Annotated in this window: 14 protein-coding genes; 9 read left to right on the forward strand and 5 right to left on the reverse strand. The window is 66.2% G+C overall.

Annotated elements, in window-relative coordinates; translation table 11 throughout:
• The first annotated feature begins 5 nt into the window (after positions 1-5).
• From coxB to G452_RS0106000, 3 genes are read left to right on the forward strand one after another with little or no spacing between them, the layout of a single operon-like run.
• Positions 6-1226, forward strand: a complete 1221-nt coding sequence (gene coxB, locus G452_RS0105990; protein WP_022661356.1) for a cytochrome c oxidase subunit II — start codon at positions 6-8, stop codon at positions 1224-1226.
• The gene (locus G452_RS18300) at positions 1226-2095 is read left to right on the forward strand and encodes a protoheme IX farnesyltransferase (RefSeq protein ID WP_022661357.1); all 870 of its coding nucleotides are present in this window, start codon (positions 1226-1228) and stop codon (positions 2093-2095) included. The genes coxB and G452_RS18300 overlap by 1 nt, the downstream gene beginning before the upstream one ends.
• A 45-nt stretch (positions 2096-2140) precedes the next feature.
• Positions 2141-2563, forward strand: coding sequence for a DUF4079 family protein (locus G452_RS0106000; RefSeq protein ID WP_022661358.1), 423 nt, complete (start codon positions 2141-2143; stop codon positions 2561-2563).
• Between the two features lie 395 nt (positions 2564-2958).
• Here G452_RS0106000 and alaS read toward each other — a convergent pair whose 3' ends face one another.
• Positions 2959-5601: an alanine--tRNA ligase gene (gene alaS / locus G452_RS0106005; RefSeq protein WP_022661359.1), complete on the reverse strand. Its 2643-nt coding sequence runs from the start codon at positions 5599-5601 to the stop codon at positions 2959-2961.
• An 87-nt stretch (positions 5602-5688) separates the two neighbouring features.
• Positions 5689-6768 carry a recombinase RecA gene (gene recA / locus G452_RS0106010; protein ID WP_022661360.1) on the reverse strand — a complete coding sequence of 360 codons (1080 nt, stop codon included), beginning with the start codon at positions 6766-6768 and terminating at the stop codon, positions 5689-5691.
• Between the two features lie 235 nt (positions 6769-7003).
• Here recA and G452_RS0106015 point away from each other — a divergent pair, with 235 nt between their 5' ends.
• The 3 genes from G452_RS0106015 (at position 7004) to G452_RS0106025 (ending at position 10388) form a co-directional block, all read left to right on the forward strand.
• Positions 7004-8281, forward strand: a complete 1278-nt coding sequence (locus tag G452_RS0106015) for an HD-GYP domain-containing protein (RefSeq protein WP_022661361.1) — start codon at positions 7004-7006, stop codon at positions 8279-8281.
• A gap of 89 nt (positions 8282-8370) precedes the next feature.
• The gene (locus tag G452_RS0106020; protein ID WP_022661362.1) at positions 8371-9435 is read left to right on the forward strand and encodes an adenine nucleotide alpha hydrolase family protein; all 1065 of its coding nucleotides are present in this window, start codon (positions 8371-8373) and stop codon (positions 9433-9435) included.
• 29 nt (positions 9436-9464) lie between these two features.
• Complete coding sequence (locus tag G452_RS0106025) at positions 9465-10388, forward strand: calcium/sodium antiporter (protein WP_027189058.1); 924 nt, start codon at positions 9465-9467, stop codon at positions 10386-10388.
• 73 nt (positions 10389-10461) lie between these two features.
• Here G452_RS0106025 and G452_RS0106030 read toward each other — a convergent pair whose 3' ends face one another.
• Both G452_RS0106030 and G452_RS0106035 read right to left on the reverse strand, forming a co-directional pair.
• Positions 10462-10908, reverse strand: coding sequence for a YccF domain-containing protein (locus G452_RS0106030; RefSeq protein WP_022661364.1), 447 nt, complete (start codon positions 10906-10908; stop codon positions 10462-10464).
• A 130-nt stretch (positions 10909-11038) separates the two neighbouring features.
• A complete protein-coding gene (locus G452_RS0106035; protein WP_022661365.1) occupies positions 11039-11533 on the reverse strand; it encodes a rubrerythrin family protein in 495 nt (164 codons plus the stop codon).
• A 354-nt stretch (positions 11534-11887) separates the two neighbouring features.
• Between G452_RS0106035 and G452_RS0106040 the strand changes: the two genes are divergently transcribed.
• The 3 genes from G452_RS0106040 to rnr all read left to right on the forward strand — a co-directional run bounded on the left by G452_RS0106040 (position 11888) and on the right by rnr (position 16003).
• Positions 11888-12589 (forward strand): Bax inhibitor-1/YccA family protein, encoded by a 702-nt coding sequence (locus tag G452_RS0106040; RefSeq protein WP_022661367.1) that lies wholly within the window; start codon positions 11888-11890, stop codon positions 12587-12589.
• A gap of 122 nt (positions 12590-12711) precedes the next feature.
• Entirely contained in the window at positions 12712-13872 is a 1161-nt protein-coding gene (gene lpxK, locus G452_RS18305) for a tetraacyldisaccharide 4'-kinase (RefSeq protein ID WP_022661369.1), read from the forward strand.
• Positions 13856-16003, forward strand: coding sequence for a ribonuclease R (gene rnr / locus G452_RS0106050; RefSeq protein ID WP_027189059.1), 2148 nt, complete (start codon positions 13856-13858; stop codon positions 16001-16003). The genes lpxK and rnr overlap by 17 nt, the downstream gene beginning before the upstream one ends.
• Here the strand turns inward: rnr and G452_RS0106055 are convergent.
• Positions 15972-16940, reverse strand: coding sequence for a chemotaxis protein (locus G452_RS0106055; protein WP_027189060.1), 969 nt, complete (start codon positions 16938-16940; stop codon positions 15972-15974). The genes rnr and G452_RS0106055 overlap by 32 nt on opposite strands.
• Between the last annotated feature and the right edge of the window lie 67 nt (positions 16941-17007).

A 17007-nucleotide genomic window follows, 5' to 3' on the forward strand; every position in this document is an offset into this window, starting at 1 on the left:
CGAACATGTATCCACAGGTAATCAACGCGGTTCAGCAGGTCGACCAGGCCTTCATGATCATTTTCGGCATTTCCATCGTCCTGCTCGTGGGCATCGTCGGGGCCATGCTCTGGTTCGTCTGGCGCTACCAGCGGAAAAAGCACCCGCAGGCGGCGGACATCAAGGGCAACGGGCTGCTGGAAGCGGTCTGGTTCGTGCTGCCCACGTTCATCGTCCTGGGCATGTTCTACTTCGGCTGGACCAGCTATGAGGCGCTGCGCTCGGTCCCGGCGGACGCCATGCAGGTGGAGGTCACGGGCCGGATGTGGTCCTGGGCCTTCGAATATCCCAACGGCAAGCGTTCCGCCGAGCTGGTCGTGCCCGTGGGCCAGGCCGTGAAGCTGGAGATGACCTCCACGGACGTGATCCACAGCTTCTACGTGCCAGCGTTCCGCATCAAGGTGGACACCGTGCCGGGCATGATGACCTACGCCTGGTTCCGGCCTGAGGAAGAAGGCGAATTCGACATCCTCTGCGCGGAATATTGCGGGCTGAAGCACGCGAACATGCTTTCCGTGGTCCGCTCCGTGTCCCACGACGAGTTCGAGAAGTGGTATGCGGGCGCGGCCCCAGCAGCCGCCCAGGGCGGTCCCGATCCCGTGGCCGTGTTCGAGGGACAGGGCTGCACGGGCTGCCACAGCCTGGACGGCTCCGATCAGGTCGGCCCCACCCTGAAGAACATCTGGCACCGCGAGGTGGAGGTCGTGGAAGCGGACGGCAAGAAGCGGCAGATGGTGGCGGACGAAGCCTATCTGCGGCGAGCCATCCTGGAGCCGGGTGCCGAGGTGGTCGAGGGCTACGACGACATCATGCCGTCCTATGAAGGACAGGTTTCCGACGACGAGCTGCGTGCCATGCTCAATTGGATGAAGGGCGCTGCCGCTCCGGCCCCGCCGCGCGGCAGGGACGTCGCCGAGAACGAAGGCTGCCTCTCCTGCCACTCCACGGACGGCACCGTCATCGCCGGGCCGAGCTTCAAGGGGCTGGCCGGGAGCGACGTGGACGTGCTCGAAGACGGAAAGGAGAAGCAGATCAAGGCGGACGCGGAATATCTCAAGGAATCCATCGTCAAGCCGGAAGAGATGATCCGCAAAGGCTTCGATCCCATGATGCCCGCCTACGACTACCTGGACCCCAAGGACGTGGACGCCCTGGTGGAATACATCGAAAGCCTGGGGAGCGAATAGTGGCTTTCGGGGTTCTCTCGGCTGCGGGGCAATTGCTGCGGCCCCGCATCGGGATCATGGCCGGGCTTTCCACGGGCATCGGCGCGCTCCTGGCCAAGGCGGACGCGCCCACGGCCATGGCCGCCGCAGGCGCGGGCTTTCTGCTCTGCGCGGCCTGCTCCGTGCTCAACCAGGTCCAGGAGCGCCGCATCGATGCGCGCATGGCCCGCACCGCTTCCCGCCCCCTGGCCTCTGGCGCGCTGGCGCCCGGATGGGGCCTGGCCCTGGGCTTCGCGCTTCTGGCCCTGGCCGTGTGGGTTTCCTTCCGCATGGGCGGGCTTGCCGCAGCCCTGGTGCCCCTGCTGACGGCGCTGCTCTACAACGGGCTGTACACGCCGCTGAAGCGCGTCTCGCCCCATGCCGTGCTGCTGGGGGCCGTGCCGGGCGCGCTGCCTCCCGTGTTCGGCTGGCTGCTGGCGAACGGCCCGATCCATCCGGCCCGGTCGCCGAGCATCTGGGCGCTCTTCGCGGTCTATTACCTCTGGCAGGCTCCCCATTTCTGGACGCTGGCCGAGCGCCGACGCGACGACTACGCCCGCGCCGGGCTGGCCGTGGCCCCCCTGGCGCTGCGGCCGGGGCGCTACCCGCTCGTGCACGCCTTCTGGACGGCCGCCTTCCTGCTGGGCCTGGCGGCCAGCGCCGTGCTGGGGGTGGTGGAAAGCGGACCGTTGCGCTATGCTCTGCTCGCGCTGGCCTTGATTTCCGGGCTGGCCGCCGTGGCCGATGTCTTGCCGGGAGCGCGGCGGAGCGGCGCACCGGGAGGTTTTCGGCTCGCGGACGCGGCCATGCTCGCCTTTCTGGGCCTGATCTGCCTCGACGCCCTGCACTGATACGACGGACTAGAAAACACCAAGATCGCCAGGGGGCACGAATCCATGCTCTGGATACATCCCGTCATACAGCTCTTGGGAATACTCTTCGCGATCCTGGCCCTGCGTCTGGGCTGGAAGCGATACTGCGCCGTGCACCTGGGCCGCAAGTGCATGTTTCCCTGGAAAGAACACGTCCAGTGGGGCCAGCTTGCCGAAGGCTTCTGGCTCGGCGGGCTCACCCTCGGCATCTGGGCCGCGCGCTGGACCTGGCGCGGCTACGGCGTCACGGGCGCGCATTTCTGGCTCGGCCTCGCCATGGGCGCGTTGATCCTCTTTTCCTTCATTTCCGGCACGGTCATGGACAAGGTCAAGAAGAAGCGTACCACCCTGCCCAGGCTGCACGGCTTTGCGGGCTTCACGCTCATGGCCCTGGCCCTGGCGGAACTCGTCACCGGCTCGCTCGTGCTTGCCCGGCTGTTTTTCTGAGCGAATCAATCGGTGGGAACCCTTTCTGCAGAAAGGGTTCCCCCGTACCCCCCTCCCAAAGACCGTTCGTCGGCGAAGCGCCTTGCGGCGCTTCCGCGGGTGTCCTTCGCACTGGAACCAGCTGCGCAGCCAGTGGAGAAAACGCTCTCGTGATTGGCAGGATCAAAAACGAACACGCGCTGGGAAGGATCAGCGCAAACGAATCTGACCTGGGGAGCCCCTTACGCGCCGAAGCGCGGATGCGCAGCATCGAGCTTCGGCGCAGAAAGGGAGTCCAGAGGGCCGCGGGCCCTCTGGCCGCCGGAGGCCTGCCTTTTCTTCCCGATCCCGGCCACGCAAAAGCGCCCTGATCCGTGCGGACCAGGGCGCTTTGCATTGCGATGTTCGGCTTGGGCCTAACCCGCGGCCACGATCTGCCTGACTTTTTCCAGGGCAGCGGGGATGCCGTCGGGGTTGGTGCCGCCGGCCTGGGCCATGTCGGGCCGTCCGCCTCCGCCTCCGCCCACTTCCGCAGCGGCCTGCTTGACGATGTCGCCCGCCTTGAAGCGTCCGACGAGATCCTTGGTCACGGCCACGATCAGGGAGACCTTGCCGTCCTCCTGCCTGGCGGCCAGGGCCAGCACGCCGGAATCGACCTTGGAGCGCAGGGCGTCCATCTGCTCGCGCATGATCTTGGGATTGGGCGCTTCGATTTCCGCGGCCAGCACCTTGACGCCGTTGACCTCGGCGAGGTCGGCCAGGAGGTCGCGGCCCGCGCCGGAGGCGAGCTTGGCCTGGAGGCGTTCCATTTCCTTGTTCGCGGCCTTGACCTCGGCCTGGAGCGCCTGGATGCGCTCGGCGATGGAGCCGGAGCCGGACTTGAGCAGGCTGGCGGCGTCGCGGCAGGCGCTGCGCTCGTCCTGTAGGTGGTTCAGGGCGTTCCAGCCCGTGGCGGCCTCGATGCGGCGGATGCCCGCGGCCACGCCGGACTCGGAAAGGATCACGAAGGGTCCGGTCTGGCCGGTGTAGGAGAGGTGCGTGCCGCCGCAGAGTTCCATGGACACGCCCGGAACCTGGACGACGCGGACCTCGTCGCCGTATTTCTCGCCGAAGAGCGCGGTGGCGCCTTTCTTCACGGCGTCCTCGTTGCTCATGACCTCGGTGTGGACCTTCTCGTTGGCGAGGATGGCGCGGTTGACCTCGTCCTCGACCTTGCGGATCTCTTCGGGGCTCATGGCGCTGATGTGCGTGAAGTCGAAGCGCAGCCTGTCCGGGGCCACGAGGGAGCCGGACTGGTTGACGTGGGCGCCGAGCACGTTGCGCAGGGCCGCGTGCAGCAGGTGCGTGGCGGTGTGGTTGCGCTGGGTGGCCATGCGGGCGTCCTTGTCCACGCGGAGCTTGATGTCCTTGCGGTCTTCGACGACGCCTTCGACCACGGTGATCTTGTGGACGGTCAGTTCCGGGGAGGGCTTGACCGTGTCGAGCACTTCGGCTTTGCCCGTCAGGGATTCGGCCTTGCCCGCATCGCCGACCTGTCCGCCGGATTCGCCGTAGAAGGGGGTCTCCACGGTGACGAGCCAGCCGTTTTCCCCGGCGGAGAGCTTTTCCACGCGCTCGCCCTGCTCGCTGAGCAACGCCTTGACGCGGGTTTCCTCGGTGAGGCTGTCGTAGCCGGTGAACTTCGAGCTGACGCTCTTTTCCAGCAGGGAGTGGAAGAGGGTGGCCACGTCCTTTTCGCCGGAGCCTTTCCAGGCTTTCTTGGCGCGGACCTTCTGTTCCTTCATGCAGGCGTTGTACGCGGGCTCGTCAACGGTAAGGCTCTGCTTCTCGGCCACGTCGTTGACGATGTCGATGGGGAATCCGTAGGTGTCGTAAAGCTTGAAGGCGGCCTCGCCGGAAATGACGCTTCCGCCCGCCTGCTTCACGGCGGCCATTTCGTCTTCGAGCATGGCCAGGCCCTTGTCCAGGGTCTGGGAGAAGCGCTCCTCTTCCTCGCGCACGACCTTTTCCATGAAATCCCTGGTCTTGACGACTTCCGGGAAGGCGTGGCCCATTTCGTCCACAACCTTTCCGGCGGTCTTCCAGAGGAAGGCTCCCTGGAGGCCGATGAGCCTGCCGAAACGGTAGGCGCGGCGGATCAGCCTACGCAGGACGTAGCCGCGCCCCTCGTTGGAGGGCATGACCTGGTCCGGGATGAGAAAGGCGATGGCCCGGCTGTGGTCGGCGATGACCTGGAGGGCGGTGTCGGTTTCGTGGTCCTCGCGGTACTTCTTTCCCGCGAGCGCGGCCGCGTAGTCGATGATCGGGGTGAAGAGGTCGGATTCGTAGTTGGACTGCACGCCCTGGCAGACCGCGGCGATGCGCTCCAGGCCCATGCCCGTGTCGATGGAGGGGCGGGGCAGGTTGGTGCGGGTGCCGTCCTCGGCCTGGTCGTACTGCATGAACACGAGGTTCCAGATTTCGAGGAAGCGGTCGCAGTCGCACTGGCCGATGCCACAGTTGGGGCCGCAGCACATCTCCTCGCCCTGGTCGATGTGCACCTCGGAGCAGGGGCCGCAGGGACCGGTGTCGCCCATGGACCAGAAGTTGTCCTTTTCGCCGAGGCGGTAGATGCGCTCGGGCTCCACGCCCGCGACCTTCTGCCAGAGCTTTCCGGCCTCGTCATCGTCCTTGTAGATGGTGATGTAGAGCTTGTCCTTGGGCAGCTTGAGCTCGTCGGTGAGGAACTGCCAGCAGAAACGGATGGCGTCCTCCTTGAAATAGTCGCCGAAGGAGAAGTTGCCGAGCATCTCGAAGAAGGTGTGGTGGCGCGCGGTGCGGCCCACGTTTTCGAGGTCGTTGTGCTTGCCGCCCACGCGCAGACACTTCTGGGAGGAAGTGGCGCGCTTGTAGTCGCGCTTCTCCTGGCCGAGGAAGGTCTTCTTGAACTGGACCATGCCCGCGTTGGTGAAGAGCAGGGACGGGTCGTCCTTGGGCACGAGGGAGGAGGAGTGGACCCGGGTGTGGGCGTTCTTCTCGAAGAATTCGAGGAAGCGTTTTCGGATTTCAGCGGCGTTCATATCTTGTTGCTCCAAAAAAATGGCAGAGTCGAAAAGGCGCGGCCGCGTGGGGTGCGACCGCGTCCTGTCGTCGGGTTCTTGGTTCGGTTATTCGTCGAAGTCGCCCGGGAGGTCCGCCTCGGGCTCGTCCGGGGAGCCTTTGGGCAGCGGCAGGCCGTTGATGCCCAGGTGCTCCACGAGCTTGTCGCGGATCTGTGCGGCGAGATCGGGATTTTCCTGCAGGTACTGGCGCACGTTCTCCTTGCCCTGGCCGAGGCGCTCGCTGCCGAAGGCGAACCAGGCGCCGGACTTGTCCACGATGCCCGCTTCCACGCCCATGTCGAGCAGCTCGCCCTCGTGGGAGATGCCCGTGCCGTAGAGCACGTCGAAGAGGGCCTCGCGGAAGGGCGGGGCGACCTTGTTCTTGACGACCTTGACCCGGGCGCGGATGCCGAAGACCTCGTCCTTGTCCTTGAGGGTCTGGATGCGGCGGATGTCCATGCGCACCGAGGCGTAGAACTTGAGGGCGTTGCCGCCGGAGGTGGTCTCGGGGTTGCCGTAGCCGGTCATGCCGATCTTCATGCGGATCTGGTTGATGAAGAGCACGACCGTGCGGGACTTGTGGATGGTGCCGGTGAGCTTGCGCAGCGCGTGGGACATCAGCCGCGCCTGGCCGCCCACCTGGGTCTCGCCCATGTTGCCTTCGAGCTCGCTCTGGGGGATCAGGGCGGCCACGGAGTCGATGACCACAACGTCCACGGCGCCGGAGCGCACGAGCAGGTCCGCGATTTCGAGCGCCTGTTCGCCATAGTCCGGCTGGGAGATGAGCAGCTCGTCGGTCTTCACGCCGAGGCGCTTGGCGTAATTGATGTCCAGGGCGTGCTCGGCGTCCACGAAGGCTGCGGTTCCGCCCAGCTTCTGGGCCTCGGCGATGAGGTGCAGGGCGAGAGTGGTTTTGCCCGAGGATTCCGGGCCGTAGATTTCCGAGACGCGTCCGCGCGGGATGCCGCCAACGCCCAGGGCCATGTCCAGGGCGATGGAGCCCGTAGGGATGACCGGGATGGCCTGGTGCGCGGCTTCGTCCATGCGCATGATCGACCCTTTGCCGAACTTGCGCTCAATGGTGGTTATGGCGGTTCCCAGGGCTTCCTTGCGGAGCTCTTCGGGATTCGGTTTCTTGGCGGCCATGCCTCTCCTCCGAAGTACGTTCAATTGGTGGGCAGACGAGGGATAGCAGATCGGAGGGCCAGCGGCAACTGCCCGCTGCGGTCCCGCTTCGGGACGCCGCAGCCGGTTCCCAGGTTCCGCTCGACAAATCGTCCCGCTCTATGTATAGGATTGCCGGATTGCACTCGATCGGCTCCCAACCCGCAGGAACCGGGGGCGCACCCCAGCGCTTCCGACCGTGGAAGGAAACCTTGTCGTGATCCGCAGAATTTCCGTTCGCGATCTCAAACCGGGCATGCTCGTGGCGGGTGTCCCGAACCATGCGCTCCTGGACGCCCAGCGCGTCTACGCGGTGGAGGGCTACGTGCGCTCCGCCGAGGAGGTTCTGGAGATCGTGCGCCAGGGCTTCCGCGAGGTCTTCGTGGACCTGCGTTCGGCCCTTTCGGACCGCAGTCGGGACCCTTCGGGGAGCCGCTGGGCCGGCCTGCCCGAGGAGGTCGAGCAGGAACTGGGGCGGTTGAGTGCGTCCCGTCCCCACGAAGCGGCGCATGCCTTCGCCGACCCCGACGGGGAGCGCCTGCGCCTTGATCTGGCCCGGGCCCGGGAACTCTATGAGGACAACCTGCGGCTGGCGCGCAGACTTTTCGCCGAGGCGGCCCAGGGCCGGACCCTGTCCCTGGCCGAGGCGCGGCAGGGCCTGGAGCGGACTCTGGAGGAACTGACCGCGGATCCGGCGGCCACGCTCTGGGCCGCTCGGCTCGCCGAGAACCGCGCCCGGCTGCATATCCACTCCGTGAATGTCTCCCTCATTTCCATGGCCTTTGCCCTGCACCTCGGCCTGGATCGCGAGGACGCGCTGCGGATCGGTCTCGCCGGGTTGTTGCACGACCTGGGCCAGACGCGGCTGCCTCTGGAGCTGACCACCCGGCGGGGCAGGCTTTCCGCAGCGGAGCAGGCGCTCTTCGACCGCCATGCGCACGACGGGGAAGTCATCCTGCGGCGGCAGGGCGGGGTGCCCGAGGGGATAATCCGCGCCGTGGCCGAGCACCACGAACGCCACGACGGCAAGGGGCGACCCGCTGGGCTTTCCGGCGCTGCCCGCTGTCCGCAGGGCCGCATTCTGGCGCTGGCCGATCAGTTCGATCTGCTTTCCCGGCCCGGGTACGATCCCCGTTCCGATTCCCCGTCCCGGGCCATGACCCTGCTCTTCGCCGAGCGCGGCGCAGCGCACGAGCCCGGAGACGTGGAGCGCTTCGTGCGCTTCATGGGCGTCTATCCCCTGGGGTCCCTGGTGCGCCTCTCGGATGGGCGCACCGCCATGGTCTGGCGGCACGACCCCGAGAATCCCCTGGCCCCGCTGGTGAACGTGGTTCTGGACGCGCAGGCCCGTCCCATGGAGACCGCCTGCGTGAACCTCGCCCTCGACAGGGGACGGCGTGGAGACGCGGGGCTGCATATCGCGGCGGAGCTGCGCCCGGAGGCGGTGGCCGATCCGCGCGCCCTGGCGCCGCTCCCGGCGTCCGAGGCCGTCTAGTTCCCGGTCCGTTTCCCGCTTTTCGGCTCGGGGCGGGCCCATGGCGCGCCCTTGCGCTCCTGCTCGCGCTCACGTATGAGTGCCCGGCCATGAACAAGCACTATGACGCCCTGGCCCTCTTCTCCGGAGGGCTGGATTCCGTTCTCGCCTGCAAGACCATTCAGGATCAGGGACTTTCGGTTCTCGGCCTGCACTTCATCTCGCCCTTCTTCGGCAAGCCGCATCTGCTGGAGCGTTGGAGCCGCGTCTACGGCGTGGAGATCGTGCCCGTGGACGTGTCGGAAAAATACGTGGAGATGCTCCGCGATCCGGCCAACGGCTACGGCAAGCAGGTCAACCCCTGCATCGACTGCAAGATCCTGATGCTCTCCCATGCGCGGACCCTGCTGCCCCAATACGGGGCGAAGTTCCTGATCTCCGGCGAGGTCGTGGGCCAGCGGCCCATGTCCCAGCGCCGGGACACCCTGAACCAGATCCGCAACACCGCGGAGGTCAAGGACGTGCTTCTGCGCCCGCTCTGCGCGCTGAAGCTTGAGCCGACCCCCGTGGAGGAGAGCGGCCTCGTGGACCGCGAGCGGCTGCTCGACATCGGAGGCCGGGGGCGCAAGCGCCAGCTGGAGCTCGCGCGCGGCAAGTACGGCTTCAAGGAGATTCCCACCCCTGGCGGCGGCTGCCTGCTCACGGAGACGGAGTCCGCCGGACGCTTCTTCCAGGTGCTCAAGCACCATCCCGCGCCCGGGCTGTCCGACTTCCGCCTCTCCAATCAGGGCCGCCAGCTCTGGGCCGGGGACCACTGGCTGGCCGTGGGCCGCAACAAGGACGACAACGATCGGCTGCGCGAGCTGGCCGCGCCCGCGGACTACCTCTTCGACGTGGTCGGCTTTCCCGGGCCCGTGGGCCTGGGCCGACCCATGCCGGGCCGGGCCTGGAGCCCGGAGGCCGTGAGCGACGCGGCCGCCTTCGTGGCCTCCTATTCGCCCAAGGCCGTGGCCTCGGGCAGGCCGGTGCGCGTGGCCGCCATGCGCGGGCCGAACCGCCGCGAGATCGTGGTCGCGCCCTGCCGCGAGACCCCTCTGGGCTGGGCCGAGCCGGACACGGAAGGTCTCAAGGAATGGAAGGTCGAACGGGCCGGGCTCCGGAATCCATTGTCCTGACCCCCGACATCGGGCATACTTTCTCCACCATGCTGCACGACATTTTCTTTTTCCTTGTGGCTGCGGGCCTGCTCTGGGTGGGCGCGAACTGGATCGTGAACTCGGCCTCGGCCATCGCGCGGACCTTCAAGGTCTCGGAGCTGGTCATCGGCCTGACCATCGTGGCCATGGGAACCTCCGCGCCCGAATTCCTGGTCACGGCCACGGCCGCGTTCAAGGGCCTGGAGGACATCTCCCTCTCCAACGTGGTCGGCTCCAACATCTTCAATCTCGGCTTCATCCTCGGCCTCATGGCCATGATCAAGCCGATCCGCACCAACCCGACCATTCTCTGGCGCGACGGCGGGCTGCTGCTCTTCACCACCGCGTTGATCCTGCTCCTGGCGCTGACGGGCAACCTGGGCCATCTCGCCGGAATCGTCCTGCTTTCCATCCTGGCGGCGTATCTGCTCTATCTTTTCTTCCGGGGCAGCCCGCTCGTGGTGGAGGAGGAAGAGGAAATCCGCAAGGCCCGCTGGTGGGACTATCCGCTGCTCCTGGCCGGTTTCGCCGCGGTGTCCCTGGGCGGCGAGTTCATGGTCGAATCCGCGTCCAGCATCGCCGTGTCCCTGGGCGTCAGCTCCTGGGTCATCGGCGTGACCATCGTGGCCGCGGGCACCTCCCTGCCGGAGCTGGTCACCTGCCTGGCCGCCTCGGCCAAGGGCCGCAACGACATGCTGCTCGGCAACCTGATCGGCTCGGATTTCTTCAACTTCGCCGGGGTGCTCGGGCTGACCTGCGTGCTGCGCCCGTTGAACGTCTCCCCCCACGCCCTGCCGGGGCTGATCGCCCTGGTGAGCATGGTCTTCCTCGTGCTGGTGCTGATCCGTACGGGCTGGCGCGTGAGCCGCTGGGAAGGCGCGCTGCTGGTGGGCATCAACCTGCTGCGCTGGGGCCTGGACTTCATGGGCTGAGCCGCGCCGCACGGCAAAGAAAAAAGGGAGGGCCGTCCGGTCCTCCCTTTTTCTTTGCCGAAAGAAGCGAAATCTAGATCAGGTTCACGGGGCGTCCGAGCTTTTCCGAAAGCATGCGCGCTTCCCGCGTGGTCACCACGGTCTTGCCGATGGGCGCGAGGGCCACGCGGGCCAGCTTGAGGTGCTGCCAGGCAAAGGGGATGCCGATGATGGTCAGGGCCGTGGCAACGGCCGCGAAGACATGGCCGATCGCCAGCCAAAGCCCCGCGAAGAGGAACCAGACGATGTTGCCCGCGAGTCCGAGGTCGCCGGTGCCGATGTCTTCCCGCCCGGTCAGGTCGCGGCGCAGGACGATGGTCTTGCCGAAGGGCGCCAGGGAAAACTGGGCCAGGGTGAAGCACGAGCCTGCCCAGGGGATGCCGATGATGGTCAGGAACATGAGCAGCCCGGCCAGGAGCCAGCCCAGGGCCATAAACAGCCCGCCGAAGATGATCCAGATGAGGTTGCCCAGAAAATGCATGCGTTCTCCTTGTCGGGGGGTGCGAATCCGATACGGGAAGATGTATCATGACAAGGGCTTCGTCAACCCGCCTGCCGTGAAAAAGCCCCGGCGGACCGGGGCTTGCGAACGACTGTCACGAAGCGGAGGACTAATCGACCTTGAAGTAGGCCTTGGGCGCGGCCCCGCAGATGGGGCACTTGTCTTCGGGCTTGCCGGGGTGGATGTGGCCGCAGACCGAACAGACATAGTAGTCGCCGCTTTCCAGCTCGCCCATCTTTTCGGCGGCTTCCGTGTAGAGATTGGCGTGGACCTCCTCGGCGGCGTTGGCGAATCCGAAGTAGCGCTCGGCGGCGCGTTCGTCCTCGGCCTGGGCGTCCTTGATCATTTCCGGATACATGGTCTGAAATTCGTAGCTTTCGCCGGAAATGGCGTCCTTGAGGTTCTCGGCCGTGGAGCCGACGCCCTTGAGCAGGCGCAGGTGCGCGTGGGCGTGGATGGTTTCGGCCGCGGCGGCGGCGCGGAAGAGCTTCGCAATCTGGGGCAGGCCCTCCTGGTCGGCCTTGGCGGCGTAGGCGAGGTATTTGCGGTTGGCCTGGGACTCGCCGGCAAAGGCGGCTTTCAGGTTCTCGGTGGTCTTGCTCATGATCGCTCCTTGTATGTTTTGATGTTTGAATTTCGAAAGATGCGGACCTGTCCGTCCGACAGGAGGCACTAAACAACATCTCGGTTTTCCTGTCAACAAAATAGTAATCGTTCCTATTAAGTTTCTGCCGATTACTCTTGCCACGGGCAAATAAAGGACTTAGTTTCTAAGTCTGCGAAGTTTGACGATGGAACCACAAAAGCGCTCTCTCAGCTCTCCCTTATCATGGTTGAGCCTGCGGCGCACGGACTTCACGCCCAAGACGGACTCCCGGATGCGGAAAGCGGTTTTCCGCGCGTAGGGAGCGGGCCGGGTCCGAACACAGACGACACCCTTTCGAGGAGGAATACGACGATGACGCAGTATGGCATGCCCACCAGCGCTTCCCGCCCGCGCGCGGAAGTGGTCAACGATTTCCTGCGCGGCGTTTACGCCTGGATGAGCGGCGGATTGCTGCTGACGGCAGGCGTTGCCTGGGCCACGGTGACCATCCAGCCGCTGTTCGCCTTCGCAGTCAATGCGATGATTTTCCTGATTCTCGCGGAACTCGGCCTGGTCTTCTTCCTGTCCATGCGCATCCGCCAGATGTCGCCGAGCACCGCCACCGGAGCGTTTTTGGGCTACAGCGCCCTGAACGGCCTGACCCTGGCCCCGATCCTGATGCTCTACACGCAGCAGTCCGTGGCCGCGACCTTCGTGGTCGCCGCGGGCATGTTCGGCGCCATGAGCCTCTACGGCCTGCTGACCAAGAAGGATCTGACCTCCTGGGGCAGCCTGCTGTTCATGGGCCTGATCGGAATCATCCTGGCCTCGGTGGTGAACATCTTCATGCAGAGCGGCACCCTGGGCTTCGTGATTTCCGGCATCGGGGTGCTCATCTTCCTGGGCCTGACCGCCTACGACACCCAGCGCCTCAAGGTCATGGGCGAGACCGCTCCGGCCGGCGACGTGGGAGCCCTGCGCAAGATGGCCATCATGGGCGCGCTCCAGCTCTACCTGGACTTCATCAACCTCTTCCTGTTCCTGCTGCGCTTCATGGGCGTCAGCCGCGACTAAGGCCGAAGAGGCCGCACGCATTCACGAGGGGGCCTGCGGGCCCCCTTTTTCTTGCCGGACCGGCTTTGAAACAAGGAAAAGGTTTCCAGCGCCGCCGGGAGCGGATACAACCGAAGCAGCATATGAACATCGAACGCTACCAGGATGCCCTCCATCCTTTGCTGGCCCCCTTGGGCGCGCTTTATTCCGGGGCCATGCGCCTGCGCCGCGCCGCCTACGCTTCCGGCCTGCTGCCGTCCTGGCGGGCGGCCGCGCCCACTGTGAGCGTGGGCAACATCGGCTGGGGCGGCACGGGCAAGACCCCCATCACGGACTGGCTTCTGGGCTGGGCCGAGCAGCGCGGGCTCGCGCCCCTGGTGCTCACGCGCGGCTACGGCGCGCGTCCCGCATCCTATCCCCACCTGGTCCGGCCCGGCCATCTCGCGGAGGAGGCCGGGGACGAGCCCCTGATGCTCTGCCGCCGCCATCCCGGCGCGGCCATCGTGGTCGATCCTGCCCGCAGCCGGGCGGGGCGCTGGGCCGAGGAAAGGCTCAAGCCCGGCGTGGTCATCCTGGACGACGGATTCCAGCACCTCGCGGTCCGGCGCGACGTCAACCTCGTCCTGCTCAAGCCCGCGGACCTGGGAGCGGGCTGGAACCGCGTCATCCCCGCGGGAAGCTGGCGGGAGGGAGGCAGCGCGCTTGAGCAGGCCGACGCCTTCCTGATCAAGATTTCCGAGCGGAGCTTCGAAGCGCTGCTGCCCCGGCTGGAGCGCCGTCTGCGCCCGCTGGGCAGGCCCGTGTTCAGCTTCGAGATTGCGCCGCAGGGCCTCGTGCGCGTGCTGGACGGCGAGCAGCGTCCGAATTTCAGCCAGCAGCCCTACCTGCTGGTCACGGGGGTGGGCGACCCGGCCCAGGTGGAGCGCACGGCGTCCCGCTACCTCGGCCACGGCCCCCGCGAACATCTCATCTATCCGGACCACCACGCCTATACGCGCACGGACGTGAAGATCATCGAGCAGACCGCGGAAAAACGGCACTGCGCCCATGTGCTCTGCACGCCCAAGGACGCGGTCAAGCTGGGGCCCATGGCCCGGGACAACTTCTGGACCTTTGACCTGGACGTGCGCTTCGGCCCGGCGTGGCGCGGGCACGGCCTGGAGGGGGCGCGATTCGACGCCTGGTGGGAGGCCCGGTTCGAGAAGGTTCGGGCCGGGCTGGAAAAGCATCGGAAAACGCCCGACAACAGCGAAACAGCGCGCCAAGGCGCGGAAGAGAGCGAAAATTTTGGCAAAGAAAAATAAGAACAAGAATCCGCAAGGACAGGTCGTGGACGAGAAGAGCGTTTTGGCGGTTTTCCGCCAGGGCGCGCGCCCCCTGACCCAGGCGGAGATTTCCCGCGCACTGCAACTCTACAAGCGGGACAGGCCCGTGCTGCGCGACGTGCTGCACGCGCTGCTGGAAAAGGGCAGGCTGATCAAGACGCGCGGCGCCTACGGCCTCGTGGACAAGATGCGCCTGATCACGGGGCGGCTGGACGTGAAGCGCTCCGGCGTGGGCTTCGTCATCCCGGAGGATTCGCGGCGCAAGGATCTCTTCGTCGCGGAGAAGGATCTGGGCGACGCCTGGGACGGGGACCGGGTCGTGGCCGCCGTGACCCGCGAGAACCGCACCAAGAACAACGAAGGCCGCATCGTGCGCGTGCTGGAGCGGGGGCGCAAGACCCTGACCGCGCGCGTCAGCAGGCATCTGGGCGGGGGAGCGTACATCTGCCGCCCCACGGACCCGCTCCTGGGCTTCGGCCTGGCCATGAAGGCCAAGGTCAAGCTCAAGCCCGGCCAGATCGTGCTCGTGGTGCCCGGCGAGCGTGTGGAATCCCATCTCTGGGAGGCGGAATTCAAGGAAGTGCTCGGCCGCGAGGACGACCTCAGCGTGCAGGAGGCCCTGGTCAAGGCCACGCATCAGGTGCCCACGCATTTCCCGCCGGACGCCCTGGACGAGGCCGCGGCCCTGCCTGCCGCCCCGACCAGGCAGGACTTCGAGGGCCGGCGCGACCTGCGGAAGCTGGATTTCGTGACCATCGACGGAGCCACTGCCCGCGACTTCGACGACGCGATCTTCGTGGAAAGGCGCGGCAAGGGCTACCGCCTCTGGGTGGCCATCGCGGACGTGAGCCATTACGTCCGCCCCGGCTCGGCCCTGGACGCCGAAGCCTACGAGCGGGGCAACTCCTACTACTTCCCGCTTTCCGTGGAGCCCATGTTTCCGGAGAAGCTCTCCAACGGACTCTGCTCGCTGAACCCGGACGTGCCCCGGCTGGTCATGGCCGTGAGCATCGACTTCTCGGCGCGGGGCGAACCTGCCGAGGCCGAGTACTTTCCGGGCGTGATCCACAGCAAGGCCCGGCTGACATACGATCAGGTCAAGCTCGCCGTGCTCGACAAGCAGCCGGAGGAGCGGGAAAAGATCGCCCATGTCGTGCCCATGCTGGAGGTGGCCGAGGAACTGGCCCGGAAGATCAAATCCCGCCGCTCCGAACGCGGCAGCCTGGACTTCGACCTGCCCGAAGCGGACGTTCGCACGGACGAGCAGGGCCGCATCGTGGAATTGCGGGCGCGCGAGCGCCACTTCGCCCACCAGCTCATCGAGGAATTCATGGTCGCGGCCAACGAGGCTGTGGCCCGCTTCCTGGAGAGCGCCGGGCCAGGCTGCCTCTACCGCATCCACCCCCGCCCGGACGCGGAAAAGCTGGAACGGCTCGGCAAGATCCTGGTGCGCACGTCGCCCGAACTGAAGCTTCCCGCCCGTCCCGGCCCCAAGGATCTCCAGGCGCTGCTGGTCAAGGCCGAGGAAACGGACTGGAGCTTCCTGGTCAACCGGCTCCTGCTGCGCTCCATGATGCAGGCCCAGTATTCCCCGGAAAACGAGGGCCATTACGGACTGGCCTCGGAAAGCTACTGCCACTTCACCTCGCCCATCCGGCGCTATGCGGACCTCGTGGTGCACCGGCTGCTCAAGTCCGCCCTGGGCGACGGCAGACAGCCCGTGCCGAACCGCAAGCGCCTGCGCGACGCCGCGGACCAGGTCAACGCCCGCGAGCGGCGCAGCGTCAACGCCGAGCGGGAGATCAACCGCCGGGCTGCCGCGCTCTACCTGCGCGAGCACGAAGGGGAGCTCTTCAAGGGCCTGATTTCGTCCGTGACGGACTACGGCTTCCGGGTGGAGCTGCTGGGCGGTCTGACCGAGGGAACGGTGCGGCTTTCCACGCTCAACGACGACTATTACGCCTACTGGCGCGACCGGGAGATTCTGGTGGGCGAGCGCACGGGACGGATGTTCCGTCTGGGACAGGAAGTGGAAGTGGTCCTGGAGGAGGTCCGGCTGGACATCCTCGAAGTGGATCTCAGGCTTTCCGGGAACGCCGCGAAGCGATGAGCCCCAGGGCCACCTCGGCCAGCCTGCCGATCTCCGGCTTGGCGATCTGCTCGTCCGCGCCCACGCTGTCGCCCTTGTGGCGCAGCTTGTCCGTGATCAGGGAGGAGAACAGCACCACGGGCACGTCCCGCAGGTAGGCGTCCTCCTTGATGCGGCGGCAGAGGGTGTGGCCGTCCATGGAGGGCATCTCGATGTCCGAAACCACCACGTCGAACCAATCGGAAACGGTCTGCCCCTGGCTCAGGCCGCGGGCCTTGGCCGCGAGCAGCGTGTCCCAGGCTTCGCGCCCGTTGTGCGTGGCCGTGACCTCGAATCCCGCCTTGCTCAGAACCGTGACCATGAGCTTGCGGATGGCGTCGGAGTCGTCCGCCACCAGGGCCTTGTAGCATTCCTCGTGCAGGGCCAATTCTTCGAGTGCATCCTCTTCCACGCGCATGGCCGTTGCCGGACTCAGTTCGGCAACGATCTTTTCCATGTCCAGGATGAGCATGAGATGGTCGGGCTGGCGCACCACGCCGGTGATGTTCTCCGAGGAGAAATGCGCCACATGCTCGCCCGGAGGTTCGATTTCCTTCCAGGAGATGCGGTGGATGCGCGTCACGCCGGAAACGAGAAACGCGGTCTGGACGTTGTTGAATTCGGCCACGATGACGCGGGGTTCCGCATCCTCGACGCGGTCCATGCCCAGAAGCAGCGCCAAGTCCACAAGAGGGATGATGTGATTGCGCAGGTCGAATGCGCCGAGCACGCAGTCATGCGGCTGGTCGGGCATGGGCGAGATCTTGGGCGTGCGGATGATCTCCAGCACCTTGGCGACATTGACCCCGTAGTGGCCCCGGTAGGGCTGCTCGGTGTCGGGGAAGCGTTCGTCTATGTAGAATTCAACGAGTTCAAGCTCGTTGGTGCCTGCTTCGAGGAGAATGCTGCTTTGCGACATGCGACATTCATAGGAGGGGGCTCCGGCGAGGTCAAGAAAAAGGAAAAAGTGCACGCCGATGGTTGAC

It is taken from the genome of Paucidesulfovibrio longus DSM 6739, assembly GCF_000420485.1.
Classification (GTDB): Bacteria; Desulfobacterota; Desulfovibrionia; order Desulfovibrionales; family Desulfovibrionaceae; genus Paucidesulfovibrio; species Paucidesulfovibrio longus.